We start from the raw sequence: 13,309 nt of genomic DNA on the forward strand, positions 1-13,309 counted from the left end.
GCCCGGCGCTCTGGTGCGCACAATGTTACACTCGGTGTACGTTTACACAAGCCAACCGCCATGACCCCGCCCCAAGGCCGTCGCGAGCAACGCAAGGCACAGACCCGACAGGCAATTTCCGATGTCGCCACCGCGCTGATCATCCGGCGTGGCTTCGAGGCGGTGTCGATGTCCGAGATCGCCGAGGCCGCCGGAGTCTCGCGCAAGACGGTCTTCAACTATTTCGCCAGCAAGGAGGACCTGGTATTCGACCGCGACGAGGAGGCGCGGGCGTTGCTGCGCGAGGGCATGGCGGCGCGCCGCGGCATGACGCCGCTGGCCGCCTTCCAGTCGCTGGTGAGGGAGCTGCTCGACAGCGGCCATCCCCTGTTGCGGATCAATGCCGGTGCAGCGGCCTTCTGGGCCACCGTGGCCGACAGTCCGGTGCTGGTGGCGCACGCGCGACGGCTGCAGGCACTGCTGGCCGACGACCTCACGCTGTTGATGGCAAGCGCGGTCGGGCGGCCAGCGGATGATGCCGAGGCACGCCTGGGTGCGGCGATGCTGCTGGCGTCGATGGTGGCGGCCTATCAGGGAGGACTGGCCAGCCAGCAGGAGGGTGAGGATCCGCGCCAGGCGATGCTGCAGCTGATCGTGCGCGGCGGGACCGGCGTGCTGGTGGCCCTGGCCGGCACTCCGTATACCGACCCGGGCCCGCGTCCATAGTGCACCCGGGGGATAGGCCTCGAAGCACTGCAAATGCTAATCTTTCTCATTTGCAGCCCGGCCTCGTCCCTCATGCCCCTTCCAACCCCGCTCAAGCACGCCCTCTGCCTGGCGCTGCCCCTCTCCCTGGCTACACCTGCACTGGCTTCCGAGACCTCCACTGACGCCCCGAAGGACCTGGACAAAGTGGAAGTCCGCGGCCGCGCGCAGACCCTGTATCGCGCCAACGATGCAGCCGTCGGCACCCGCACCGATACTCCGCTGGAGCGGGTACCGCAGTCGATCCAGGTCGTGCCACGCGAGCTGATCGACGACCAGGCGGCGCGCCAGGTCACCGATCTGTACCGCAGCATCAGCGGCATCAGCTTCTTCAGCTATGCCGGCGTCACGCTGCGCGGTTTCCGCCAGGAGAACGTGCTCTACGACGGTCTGCGCGGCGATCCGTATGCAGGCTTCTCGGTGCCGCAGCTGTTCAACATCGAACGCGTGGAAGTGCTGAAGGGCCCGGCCGGTGCGCTGTACGGCGGTGGTGATGCGGGCGGCATCATCAACTACGTGACGCGCAAGCCCAAGGCGCGCGCCGAACGCCGCATCGAGCTGCAGGCAGGCGACAAGGACTTCCGCGCCGGATCGATCGAAGGCACCGGCCCGCTGAATGCCAGCGGCAGCATCCGCTATCGCGCCGGCCTGTATGCCGACAGCGAGCAGGGGGTGCGCTGGAACGCCGACAGCGAAAGCGTGATCGGCGATGCATCGCTGGCCTTCGACGTTGGCCAGACCGGCGAACTGGTGCTGCAGTTCACCGACATCACCCAGAACCTGGGCGGCAACCGGCTGCGCGGTGTGCCGGTGAACGATGCCGGCAGCTTCCTGACCGACCGGCGATGGAACCACAACGAGGCCAGTGATTTCCTCGACATGCGCGCCAGGGTTGCACTGGCGCAGTACCGCTTCGCACCGCTCGATACGCTGGACGTGGACATTGCTGCACGCTGGTTCAGCAACAACGAGCACCAGATGTACCACGAACCGATGGGCTTGATCGATCGTGACCGCGATGGCGTAGCCGAATGGATGACGCGCCAGCTGCGCAACCAGATCCGCGACAACGAGGCCTTCACCGCCAGCGGCAATGCCGTCTGGCGGATCAACACCGGCCGTATCGAACACAAGGTGCTGTTCGGCGCCGACGTGTACCAGCTCGACGCCGACTTCACGGCGCAGACCGCCAACAGTGCCGACCTGGCACGCGGCGCCGGCCCGGTGCGCGGCATCGACCTGTTCAACCCGGTCTATGGCGCGAGCACTTGGCATGACTACAACCTGGCCGCCCTGCCCTGGCGCAGCACCGCAACCCGCAGCAAGCGCTACGGCGGCTATCTGCAGGATGAGCTGGCGCTGGGCACGCGCTGGCACGTGCTGGCCGGACTGCGCTGGGATGGCTTCAAGGATGAGGACCGCATGGGTGGCGGCAGCGTGGATGGCAACGATCTCAGCTGGCGCCTGGGCAGTACCTTTACCGTCCGGGACGGCGTGAACCTGTATGCCAACATCGCCAGCGGCTTCGTGCCGCAGAGTGCCACCAACCAGAACCCGGCGGCCGGCGGACCGTTCGACGCGGAGCGCAGCAGGCAATGGGAAGTCGGCCTGAAGTCCCTGCTGGCCGACCGTGTGACCCTGAACATGGCGGCCTACCGCATCGACCGCAGCAACATCGTGCAGGCCACCGGTGAAGTACGGGACGGCGTGAACCAGCTGGCCGCGCTGGGCCTGGTACGCAGTACGGGCATGGAACTGGACCTGCTGGCCGACGTGACCGAGCGCTGGGTGGTGAACCTGACCTACGCCTACAACGACGCACGGGTGAAGGACGCCGGACCGAACGGCATCACCAATGCCTCCGGCGACCGCTTCGCGAATGCGCCACGCAACAAGCTCGGCCTGTGGACGCGCTACGACCTGCCTTCGATCAACTCGGCAATCGGCTTCGGCGCCGACCATGTGGGCGAGCGTGTCAGCCTGGATGGGCAGACGGTCAAGGCATACACGGTATTCGACATGAGCTGGAAGACCACGTGGAAGCAGTGGCAGTTCCAGGCCAACGTCAAGAACCTGTTCGACAAGGTGTACGCGGCCAGCGGCTTCATCGAGCGCAACGGGCATTTCCCGGGCGAGCCGCGGCGGGTGTATGTGCAGGCGGCTTACAGCTTCTGACGAGCCGCTCCTGTGGCGCCGTGCCCACGCCCGGCTCGGCGCTCGCCTGGTCACCCCATGCGTATCGCGTGACTTTCGCGCGCCTGCACATCGATATCCTGCTGGCGCTGCATGGCCGCCTGCTGGCGCTCAAGGCTGGCAGCTTCGATCTGCTGCAGTGATTGTTCAACCGGCATCTGCACCGCAACATCGGTAGGCATGACGGCTCGCAGATGCGCGGGATCGCTCATCTCGCCCTGCACCACGAACACGTTGCGGCCGGCCGGATGCTCGGCGGTCTGCGCGCTCAGCAGGACATGGTCCGCCCGTTCAAGCTGGTTGCGACGGGCCAATGCCATCACGCTCGCCACCAAGCGCTCGCTGTTCTCATCGTGGGTACGTCCCGCGCTGGCATCGATCGCGGCCACGCCTTCGCGCACCTGCTGCATCAGTGCGTAGTCGCGGTGGCCCGGACCAATGTCGGCCAGGCGGGTCGGTGCCTGCGAGGGATCCGGCACGTCGTCCACGGCTGCGGTCAGCGGGCTGCGGGTGATGGTCCGGTACGGGTCGTCCGGGTGGAACTGGGTGCGTTTTTCCTGGCGCTCCAGACGGACCTCGCGCGTGTCGTTGAGTTCGGCGATGCGTGCGGGGTCGGTGATCTCCCGCATCGAGATGTGGCCGCCGCCCGCGCTGACACTGGCCCACTTCCTGTCCGCTTCGAAGTACATCGCGTAGTAGCTGTTGCCACCGATGACGTTCGGATCGACTGCTGAGCGGCCCTCCAGCGCCTGGGTGGCTTCCAGCACGCTCAACCGGGTGAGGTACTGGCCGCCCTTCACCCATCCCATCTGGCTGACGGCATCGACACTGGTGTTGCCTACGCGCGGGCCTCCGGCGTAGTCATTGTTGAGCATGTTGGTCCAGATCTGTTCCAGCTTCTCGGGGCCGCTCTTCTGCTCAGCCGCTTGCAGCAACACGCGCGGCGTCCAGCAGTTAGGATCAAGTTCATGCCGTTCAAATGCCCGGTCGTGAGCCAGCATTACATCCTTGCCGGGGAGATTCAGTGCCAGGTCTGGACGGCGCTCGTTCATCCACTGCTGCCGCAACTCAAGATCTCTTTCGAGCAGGGTCTGCCCAAAGGACTCCCATTGCCGCTCCGTCAACTGTGCATTTGAAAACCGGGATCCCTCGTCCTGCTGGGTCTTTGCGTAGCTTTGTGCATACGCGTTCGCGACGCGTCCCGGCAGGCTGTCATTGCGTACAACACCCAGTGCCAGTGTCCCGTATCCATCGGCTCCCGGCAGTTGCGACAGGTAGTTCCAGTAAAGCTCGCGGTTGCCGTCTCTGGCATAGCTGCCAAGGACGCTCAGATCGCGTTCTGTCAATCCACTCATACCCTGCCCCTTCTCTTCCTTGAATCACCGATCACTTGGACCGGGTGCGCGCGATGACGTCCCTGACGGCCTCTTCCATGCGCTTCCAGTCTTTCAGAAACGCTCTCTTGTAGTCCAGGCTGACGGACAGCTTGTTGTCGATGTCCACGAAGTAATGAACGCAGCCCGCGGCCACTTCCCCTGGCTCACTGATCACCTCGCGCCCCTCCAGCCGCACGCCGTCGCCTCGGAATTCCTCGCCGTCACATTTGATGAATGAGCTGATCCGGCCGTCGCTCTGACGTGCGATGTACCAGTCTCTTTCGTAGGCGGGATTGCGCACAGGCGGCTTCCCGTACCGCGCCTCATACTTCTTCGCGTACACCACCATCTTCGCCTCATCGATTGCATGGGGCGTCAGGCCCAAGGTTTCCGGCTGCGCAACGCGTTGATCGAGACGGTCCCTGGGATCCTCCCTTTCCACAGAGCCCTCCTCCGTGATGGCTTCATTTGACGACAGCCTTGAAAGCAGTGTTTCAACGGGAACGCGATCAACATAGTTGATCCGGATGGGAATCTCCTTCCGGAAATCATTCGTACGCGGATTGGCCCGCGCACCCGGCGCCGTCGGCGTCATGTCCGGCCACTCGATGACCAGCGTCACGCCCTCGCCCGGCCACGGTGCGATCTGGCTGTCCAGGTAGTTGGCCGGGATGCGGAAAGTGTTCGGCCCCAGCTTCACGTCCACGGGGGCATCGGTATAGGTGTGACCGTTGATCGTGCGGCCGGTCTGCGTTGCGCCGGACATGGCGGAATTCCTTTCGTGTTCGGTGGACGGCGGCCGCGCACACGCGCCGGCACTCACCGCGACGGCAAGTGCAAGCGTCAGGCAACGGCTCGGGGACATCACGTGCATGGGCATTCCATTGCAGGGTTCCAGCGCCACTATAAGGAGCCGGGCGTCAACGGAACAGGAGCCGCATCGCAGCCCTTCATGGAACCAGGCAGCGCTCTACCTGCAGTGACAGCACTTGGCAGGCGTTGAACAGGCCCTCGATCACGGCTGCCGAGGGACAGCAGGCGGGATCGTCGCTCTCCCGCGCCACATGCGCAGCGTGCAGCACCGCAGTCAACGCCGTGATGCCCGAAATGCTTCGGGTCGCCAGGGCCATGTCGAAGGCGCGGCCGGGGCTCAGGCACATTTCACTCCAGGCCTCGCCATCGGCACGCAGGTTCCTGCCGTGGCCTTTCAGGTGTGCAAAGAATGCCGATGGGGTGACGAACTCGGCGGATTCGCGGAGCGCGTCCTCCAGCGTTTCGGCCAAGGCAGCGGGAAGATCAAGTACAGCGGCACCCAGCAGCGCGTGCAGGCGGGGATGGTCGGGAAGACGTTCGGGCATGACGGCAACCTCACGTTGTGGCCACCTGCAGATGCAAGGTGGCGGACGGTGCGGGTTGGCGTGCCGGATACGTAGTACGAAAGCCGACGGGCCCTAAGACCCCCACGCACCATCCGCCATGAACTGACAGAAGGTGCATTGTCGTGATCGCAACATACGTTGCAACTACGACGCCTTGTACTACGTAAGTTCGGGACGCCAATCCCGGCCACGGCGAATGCCTTGGCGCGGACATGGTTACCGCCCTGAACCGGCGGTGGAAAGCAGGGAAATCCTGATCGATCACGTCGCTACGTTGGTTGCGTCAGTGGATGTCGAGTTGTCCATTGACTGGCGTTCTTCGCCAGCAGGCGACTACCATCGACGCGTACTTTCCGGACGCCCTATCCAGCCGTATACGACATGCGCGGTCGCGGTGCCAAAGACCCGCCGATGGCTGTAGGCATTCGCGAAACCCACATGCGGCAGGCGCAACGCCCCTCAGCCTTCAGCTATCGCCTTGGGTGCTCTGATAGCCGCGGTAGGTCTCGCCCCACTCGCGCATGGCCAGCAGCACCGGCACCAGCGTGCGACCGAACTCGGACAGCTCGTATTCCACCTTTGGCGGCACTTCCGGATACACGTGGCGGATCACCACGCCATCGGCTTCCAGTTCACGGAGCTGGCTGGTGAGCATGGACTGGGTGGCGTTGGGCACCCGCCGGGTCAATTCCATGAAACGTCGCTTGCGGGTCATCAGGTGAAACAGAATGATCGGCTTCCACACGCCACCGATCACGGACAGCGTGACTTCCACCGCACACCCGCTCTTGCCATCCCAACGCCTGCTACGCATGCATACTCCGGAAAACCATAGTACCTACGGAAAATCATCGTTCTTGTTGCAATAGTGGCACGAGCCTAGCATGGCCCCATTCCATCAATGTGAGGCCATCCATGACGTTCAAAGCCCTGCTGACCGGCAAGACGAACAACCAGCTTTCGACCGAGCTGGTCGATTTCGACGAGGCGGACCTGATGGACGGCGATGTCCTGGTGCAGGTCGAGTACTCCACGCTCAACTACAAGGATGCGCTTGCGCTCACCGGCAAGAGTCCGATCATCCGGAGATTCCCGCTTATTCCCGGCATCGATCTGGCAGGCGTGGTGCTGGAATCCAGCAGGGCCGACTTCAAGCCAGGCGACCGCGTCGTGCTCAATGGCTGGGACCTGAGCATGGGCCACCACGGTGGCCTGGCCCAGCGCGCCCGGGTGCGGGGCGAATGGCTCAACCGGATTCCCGGCAACCTGAGCACCCGCGACGCCATGGCCATCGGCACCGCGGGCTACACCGCCATGCTGTGCGTGCTGGCCCTGGAACATGCCGGCGTGACGCCCGACAAGGGCGATGTGCTGGTGACCGGCGCCAATGGCGGCGTCGGCTCGATCGCGGTGGCGATCCTGTCGAAGCTGGGCTATCGCGTGGTAGCCGCCACCGGACGCCCGGAGCACGCCGAGTATCTGCACAACCTGGGTGCGGCCGAGATCATCGATCGTGCGCAGCTTTCGGACCCGCGCGAGCGGCCGTTGAGTGCCGAGCGCTGGGCAGGCGTGGTCGATGTGGCCGGCGGCCCCACCCTTGTCAACGCCATCGCCGAGACCAAGTACCGCGGCGCCGTGGCCGCGTGCGGCCTGGCGCAGAGCGACGCTCTGCACGGCTCGGTATTGCCCTTCATCCTGCGCAACGTGACCCTGGCCGGCGTGGATTCGGTGAATGCTCCACAAGAGGTTCGCCAGCGCGCCTGGGATCGGCTTGCGACCGACCTGGACCCGCAGAAGCTGGAAAGCACCGTGCAGCAGATCGGCCTCGCCGAGGTGCTGGATGTCTATGAGCAGATCATCCCCGGCAAGGTGCGCGGCCGCATCGTCGTGGATGTGAACGCCTGACGCCTGTCGCGCCGGCGAGGGTGCAATGCCATCGCTGGCTCACGCGCGCGACTGACCGGAAAAACGCAACGTGCCACGCCAAGCCGCCTTATCATGGGGCGGCAAGGGCGCTTTACGCCCGGTGACGTACGCAAGGCAGTATCTGGATGTCTATGGAATGGCGCCCCTCGGGCTGGGGCCAGCGTGTGACCCGCTCGCCGGACTGGCAGTTGCGGCTGGATGGCGAACAGGTCGCGCTTTTGATCGACGGCAGGCAGTACCGCCAGCATGTAGCGAACGAACACAGCGTGCGGGTCGTTCGCGGCGTACTCTGGTCCCGGGTCGAACTGACGACCGAGCGCGGCGAAGCACTGTCTGTGGATGGGCTGCCGAACAGCCAGGGCTCCGGGCTTGCCGCTGCCGTGCAGCACATGCTTTTCGCGCGCTCCAGGCGGGGGCGCAAGGCACAGTTTGAGCACGTTCTGGCGCAGATCCAGGCGTGGCTGGCCGAGGCAGATGCGCTTACCGACCGAGGCACCACCGGCCGCCGCTGGATCACGTACGAACAGCAGCAGGCGTTGCTGGCCGACCGCCCGTCCCTGCCCCTGCCGCCCGCCGAGCTGGAGCAGCTGTTCCTCGACGAGGAGGTGCATGACGACCTGCACTCGGACCGCCACCGCGTGGCACTGGACGCACTGCATGACTGGCAGCTGGATTGGCCCGCCCTGTGGGCGGACGCCAATGAGGCAATGGCGACCCGCGAACTGGGTCTGGCCAAGCCCTTCCTGGACCGGGTCGAGAGCAGGCCGCTGACCGAGGAGCAGGCCCGCGCCGTCATCTGCTTCGACAACCGCGTGCAGGTCGTGGCCGCGGCCGGCTCTGGCAAGACCTCCACGATGGTTGCCAAGGCCGCCTATGCCATCGATCGCGGCTTCATGGAGCCCGAACGGATCGTGATGCTCGCCTTCAACAAGGACGCCGCCAAGGAGCTGGAAGAGCGCGCGCAGCGATGCTTCGACCGGCTCGGCATGGGCGACACCGTGGTGGAGGCGCGGACCTTCCACGCCCTGGGCCTGTCCATCATCGCCAAAGCCACAGGGCGCAAGCCGGATATCCCGGAATGGGCGGTCGACGCGACGCTGGGCTTCAACAAGCTGGCCGAACTGGTGGACGACCTGAAGGACCGCTCGACCCACTTCCGCACCCAGTGGGACATGTTCCGCCTGGTGTTCGGGCGCGATCTTCCGCCGTTCGGCGCCGACATGATGGCCGATGGTTACGACCGCGATGGCACGCCCTACATGCGTACCCTGCAGGGCGAGCGGGTGAAGAGCCTGGAAGAGTGCGTCATCGCCGACTGGCTGTTCTACAACGGCGTGGCGTACGACTACGAGCGGCGCTACGAATTCGATACCGCGACGGACACCCACCGCCAGTATCGTCCGGACTTCTACTATCCGTACGCCCAGCTGTATCACGAGCACTTTGCGCTGGATGCCGATGGCCAGCCGCCAAAGCACTTTGCCAACTACAGCGAAGGGATGCACTGGAAGCGGCAGCAGCATGCGGCGCACAGCACCGCACTGGTGGAAACGACGTCGTTCGGCCTGCGCAGTGGACAGGCCCTGCAGGATCTAGCCGAGCGGCTGCGTGCGGCTGGTGTCGAACTCGACCCGAACCCGGACCGCGAGCTGCCCGACCAGGGCGCCAAGCCGATGCCGGATGCAGACCTGATCGGCCTGATGCGCACCTTCATTGCGCATGCCAAGAGCAACTGCCTGACGCTGGATGACATGGCCGCACGCCTGCGGCAGATGCCTGAGGATCAGTTCAAGGAACGCTACCGGCGCTTCCTGGAGATCGCCGGGCCGGTTTTCCAGGCTTGGGACAACGCACTGGCTGACGAGCGCAGCATCGACTTCGAAGACATGCTCAACATGGCCGCCGGGCTGCTGGATCAGGGCCACTATGAGTCGCCCTACGAACTGGTGATGGCCGACGAATTCCAGGACGCGTCGCGCGCCCGTGCGCGCCTCTGCCGTGCCTTGGTCAGCCAACCGGGCCGCCATCTGTTTGCGGTGGGCGATGACTGGCAATCGATCAATCGCTTCGCTGGCGCCGACGTTTCGGTGATGACCGGATTCCGCGAATGGATGGGCCATGGCCAGGTGCTGAAACTGAAGCAGACGTTCCGCTGCCCGCAGGCACTGTGTGATGTATCCAGTCGCTTCATCAGCCGCAACCCCGAGCAGATCGCCAAGACTGTGCGCTCGGCTACGCCGGCAGTGGGGCCGGTGCTGCAGGCGTTCCAGATGAACCAGCGTGAGGAGGTGCAGGATGGCGTTCGCCAATACCTTGCGAAGCTGCACCAGCAACTGTTGTCAGGCACGGTGCCGCAGGGACGCAACGGGCGCGTGACGGTCTTTGTTCTGGGGCGGTATCGCGCGGACCGCAGCGCGATGCCTTCGGATTGGAAGGGGGCCTTTGGCAGCACGATGGACGTCGAGTTCCTGACCGCACATCGATCGAAGGGGCGCGAGGCGGACTACGTGATCCTGCCGGGCATGATCAACCGCAGCTTCCCGAGCCTGCGCGCGGATGACCCGGTGCTTTCGCTGGCAATGCCGGACGGCGATACCTATCCGCTGAGCGAAGAACGGCGCCTGTTCTATGTCGCGCTGACGCGGGCGCGACGATCGGTTGCGATGTTCACCCTGCAGGGCAAGCACTCGCCATTCCTGGATGAGCTGGTGAAGGATGGCGCCGTGGAAGTGACCGCGATTTCAGGCACAGCCATCCAAGAAGAGCGCTGCCCGGTGTGCAAGGTGGGCGTGTTCGTGGACCGGAATGGGCCGCATGGGGCGTTCCGGTCGTGCTCGAGTTATCCGTTGTGCCATAACAAGCCGAAGGGCGGGCGTCGGGGATGAACACGTGACCTCACCAGCGAGCCAGCAGCTCAAGTATCCAGGGGTCGTCGTCTGTCAGAAACACAAATGCCTCTCCCTGGGCATTCGCGCATGGCGATGAGAGTGACCGCACCCAGCCGGCTGTCTCCCAGTATCGCCATGAAACTAGGGCCAAGAATATAGGCACGACCCAGCGAAGATTACGATCAGCGCGGGAAAGTTAAAATGCCAACCAATTTCACAAAATGCGAGCAACCTCGCACAAGCGAGCCCTGCATCGGTGTAGGCAGTGTCTCCAAGTCTCTCGGCATTTGAGTCCAGGAGGTCACTGGCCAGCTGCGAAAACAGCTCGACTGATGCGCCAAATCGAACAAGGGAAAAGTATGGACACTGTAAAGAAATCATCGAAGCCGATTGGAAAGGCCTTGATCGCCCTCGCCATTCTCGTTGCGGTCGCGCCAGGACTAGCGGCCGCCAATCCGATTGCCAGTGAAAGCTCGGCGATTCATGAACGCCAGCTTGAATCTTCCGATGGAAAGAAGTGGATCGTTCGAACCATCCCGACGTCCGATTTCCAAGGCGGTACGGTGATGGTTGAGCAACGTCTGTTCAGAGATGGAAAGGGCGGGCTTGTCTATCGGTTTGACGACCAAAGTCAAGCAACCAAGATCTATCACCAGGCCCTGTGTGAAGCAAAAGACTCTGTCCCCTCAAGAGGGGCAACCACAATCTCCGGAGAGGCAGTGTGGAGTTGGTCCTGCACAAACAGCAAAGCTGATGTCCCCTCTTCGAGCAATGCTCCAATCTCCGCCAGGAGCTCGGACTATCTGTACGCTGTCGCCCCCGAAGGGTACTATCCTGTAGCAAAAATTTTACATCCACTGGCGCTGTTGCTTTTAAGAGTGTAGTCGCGGGAGACATGAAGGCAACGCTCTCCATCGATGATGGAAGATGTACAACGTCGGTGACCGAGCCATATAGCTCACCATTCGAAGGCACACACACAGCGCAAGTGGCGTGTCTGATAAGTGATGCCCGAACTGTGAACACGTCGATGGAAGGATGCATACCGCAGCGGTGTGCTACTGGTAGAGGTTCCCTCAGCGCTGTGCAGTCTCCCTGAATCCACATTCAGATCAGTATTCGTTGGTACGTACAGGCGCAGCAGCTGAGCAACCCAACGCAGAGTAGACACTTGCTGTTCCCCATTACCGTAGACCCTGACGACAATCCCGACGCTCTGGCGAGGGGCGACGGCCATGTCAGGTGCTGAGATCACCTGTTTTGGGGCACTGCCCGGATGCTTGCCGACGCCCGGGCGGTGCCCTGTTTCGTCAGACGGTCAATTCGTAGAGCAGAAGGTTCGGCGCAGCCTCCGTCGCTGCAGGGAGAAGATTGCGCTGCGCCTGTTGTTGGCCGAGGCGACAACTTCCTCTGGATAGAATCCGGGGTGCAAGGCTGGGTTCGGCAGCAGATCGCGCAGAATCGACCTTTGCAGGTGGAAGGGTAAGCGGGCGGGCAGCTAAGGCTGTAGAAGCGAAAAAGCCCCTATTTCCAGGAGCTTTTTGCAAAGACTGGCGGAGAGAGTGGGACTTCCTTGAGAAGTGCCCTCACCCCTTGGACGGCTTGGGTTTCACGAATCTGGGAGGTGCCCTTGAATGTGCCCGCGATGAGCATACCCCTTGCGGTGCAACGGATCCAGCCGTTTTTGCCGCCCTTGGGATCGCCAATCTCGATCTTCTCCAAACCGGCGCGATCAGGGCAGATGACCCGTTCGCCCCCACTCTCCGCCGAAAAGGGAAGCAATCCGGTGGACCGCTTCCTCATGTGTGCCTCAGGGCAATTGGGGCCATGGGACAGGACGCCTCAGCAAACGGTTCTGGACGGAGTCCTTTCAACGGCGGCCTTACGCCATAGCTCCATGGCCGGCTCACCGTCGCCCAAGACGCACTGCAAAGCACGGACTCGCACGCCCAGTCCGGCGCCAGCTCGGAATCGACGCTCCAGGCCCACCGAGGTGCTCTCGGTAGGTCAGACACTGACTCCGCCTTGGCAATCACCGTTTGCATTGATCGGCGTGGGGGATATCCCCCACGAATGGCTAGCAGGCACTCGCTGCGCATCTCCACATGGGGCATGTCCTTGAAGCTCTTCCAAGCCCCACCCCACCTCAATCCCGCCTGCTGGGCCAGCTCACCGAAGCGCTGGTAGCCCTGCCGCACCTGCTCGTCCTTCAGGTCCCAAGATGGGCGCCCACGCTTGTAGATGACCATGTCTGCGGCCCAACCGTGGTTGTGGCAACTGCTGCCTGGCCCCACCTGGGTCACGCCCTTTTGGCTGGCGAGCAGCGCGGCCTGGCGCTGTTCCGAGCGGTAGCCCTCCATCAGCCGCAGGTCGTAGCCCTCGCCCTTCATCTGCAAGGCGATCCGTTCCAGCATTGAGCGAAGCTCAGGGTGGACACCGTCCCACTGCGGGGCGTCCTTGTGACGGTGGAACAGGCGTTTGAAAAACCCTGGCTTCTTCCCGTGGAACTCAACGGAATCGGTGGCTGGCACGTGAGCGTGGACCAGGATGGGGGCGCTGGCCAATGCGAGCGCGAGCAACAAGCGTTGAAACATGAGTAGGCCTCCTTACTCACATGAGCGATGCACCCATGCAAGCGGAGAATCGAAAACGCGCAAGGGGGGGCTTGCGGAATCTTGGACCGGCCAGAGTTCTGTAGACACTCAGTTGCCGCTCTGCGCGTAGCGCCTTTCAAACTCTACCGGTGACACGCCGCCAGCGGAACCATGCCGGCGGATCGGGTTGTAGAACATCTCGATGTAGT

At 63.5% G+C, this 13,309-nt stretch carries 11 protein-coding genes; 5 read left to right on the forward strand and 6 right to left on the reverse strand.

The window, feature by feature from the left end:
• The first annotated feature begins 60 nt into the window (after positions 1-60).
• Both WDC87_RS14225 and WDC87_RS14230 read left to right on the forward strand, forming a co-directional pair.
• Positions 61-705 carry a TetR/AcrR family transcriptional regulator gene (locus WDC87_RS14225; RefSeq protein ID WP_072168101.1) on the forward strand — a complete coding sequence of 215 codons (645 nt, stop codon included), beginning with the start codon at positions 61-63 and terminating at the stop codon, positions 703-705.
• A 72-nt stretch (positions 706-777) separates the two neighbouring features.
• Positions 778-2,919, forward strand: a complete 2,142-nt coding sequence (locus tag WDC87_RS14230; RefSeq protein WP_252745307.1) for a TonB-dependent receptor — start codon at positions 778-780, stop codon at positions 2,917-2,919.
• Positions 2,920-2,969: 50 nt separating this feature from the next.
• Here the strand turns inward: WDC87_RS14230 and WDC87_RS14235 are convergent, their stop codons facing one another.
• The 4 genes from WDC87_RS14235 to WDC87_RS14250 form a co-directional block, all read right to left on the reverse strand.
• The gene (locus WDC87_RS14235; protein WP_088497910.1) at positions 2,970-4,292 is read right to left on the reverse strand and encodes an XVIPCD domain-containing protein; all 1,323 of its coding nucleotides are present in this window, start codon (positions 4,290-4,292) and stop codon (positions 2,970-2,972) included.
• Positions 4,293-4,323: 31 nt separating this feature from the next.
• Positions 4,324-5,187 carry a hypothetical protein gene (locus tag WDC87_RS14240; protein WP_252745308.1) on the reverse strand — a complete coding sequence of 288 codons (864 nt, stop codon included), beginning with the start codon at positions 5,185-5,187 and terminating at the stop codon, positions 4,324-4,326.
• Between the two features lie 76 nt (positions 5,188-5,263).
• Entirely contained in the window at positions 5,264-5,671 is a 408-nt protein-coding gene (locus WDC87_RS14245; protein WP_180883989.1) for a hypothetical protein, read from the reverse strand.
• A gap of 487 nt (positions 5,672-6,158) precedes the next feature.
• Positions 6,159-6,506 carry a helix-turn-helix domain-containing protein gene (locus WDC87_RS14250; protein ID WP_072168105.1) on the reverse strand — a complete coding sequence of 116 codons (348 nt, stop codon included), beginning with the start codon at positions 6,504-6,506 and terminating at the stop codon, positions 6,159-6,161.
• Positions 6,507-6,607: 101 nt separating this feature from the next.
• Between WDC87_RS14250 and WDC87_RS14255 the strand changes: the two genes are divergently transcribed.
• The 3 genes from WDC87_RS14255 (at position 6,608) to WDC87_RS14265 (ending at position 11,390) form a co-directional block, all read left to right on the forward strand.
• Positions 6,608-7,597, forward strand: a complete 990-nt coding sequence (locus tag WDC87_RS14255; RefSeq protein WP_252745309.1) for an MDR family oxidoreductase — start codon at positions 6,608-6,610, stop codon at positions 7,595-7,597.
• Positions 7,598-7,749: 152 nt separating this feature from the next.
• Positions 7,750-10,503: a UvrD-helicase domain-containing protein gene (locus WDC87_RS14260; RefSeq protein ID WP_301655204.1), complete on the forward strand. Its 2,754-nt coding sequence runs from the start codon at positions 7,750-7,752 to the stop codon at positions 10,501-10,503.
• Positions 10,504-10,838: 335 nt separating this feature from the next.
• The gene (locus WDC87_RS14265) at positions 10,839-11,390 is read left to right on the forward strand and encodes a hypothetical protein (protein ID WP_143592557.1); all 552 of its coding nucleotides are present in this window, start codon (positions 10,839-10,841) and stop codon (positions 11,388-11,390) included.
• A 640-nt stretch (positions 11,391-12,030) separates the two neighbouring features.
• Here WDC87_RS14265 and WDC87_RS14270 read toward each other — a convergent pair.
• Together WDC87_RS14270 and WDC87_RS14275 are read right to left on the reverse strand one after the other, a co-directional pair.
• Positions 12,031-12,309, reverse strand: a complete 279-nt coding sequence (locus WDC87_RS14270) for a hypothetical protein (RefSeq protein WP_111007670.1) — start codon at positions 12,307-12,309, stop codon at positions 12,031-12,033.
• Positions 12,306-13,100 (reverse strand): M15 family metallopeptidase, encoded by a 795-nt coding sequence (locus WDC87_RS14275; protein WP_252745311.1) that lies wholly within the window; start codon positions 13,098-13,100, stop codon positions 12,306-12,308. The genes WDC87_RS14270 and WDC87_RS14275 overlap by 4 nt, the downstream gene beginning before the upstream one ends.
• Positions 13,101-13,309: the final 209 nt, after the last annotated feature.

The organism is Stenotrophomonas maltophilia group sp. Smal12 (assembly GCF_037079935.1).
GTDB classification, from domain to species: domain Bacteria; phylum Pseudomonadota; class Gammaproteobacteria; order Xanthomonadales; family Xanthomonadaceae; genus Stenotrophomonas; species Stenotrophomonas sepilia.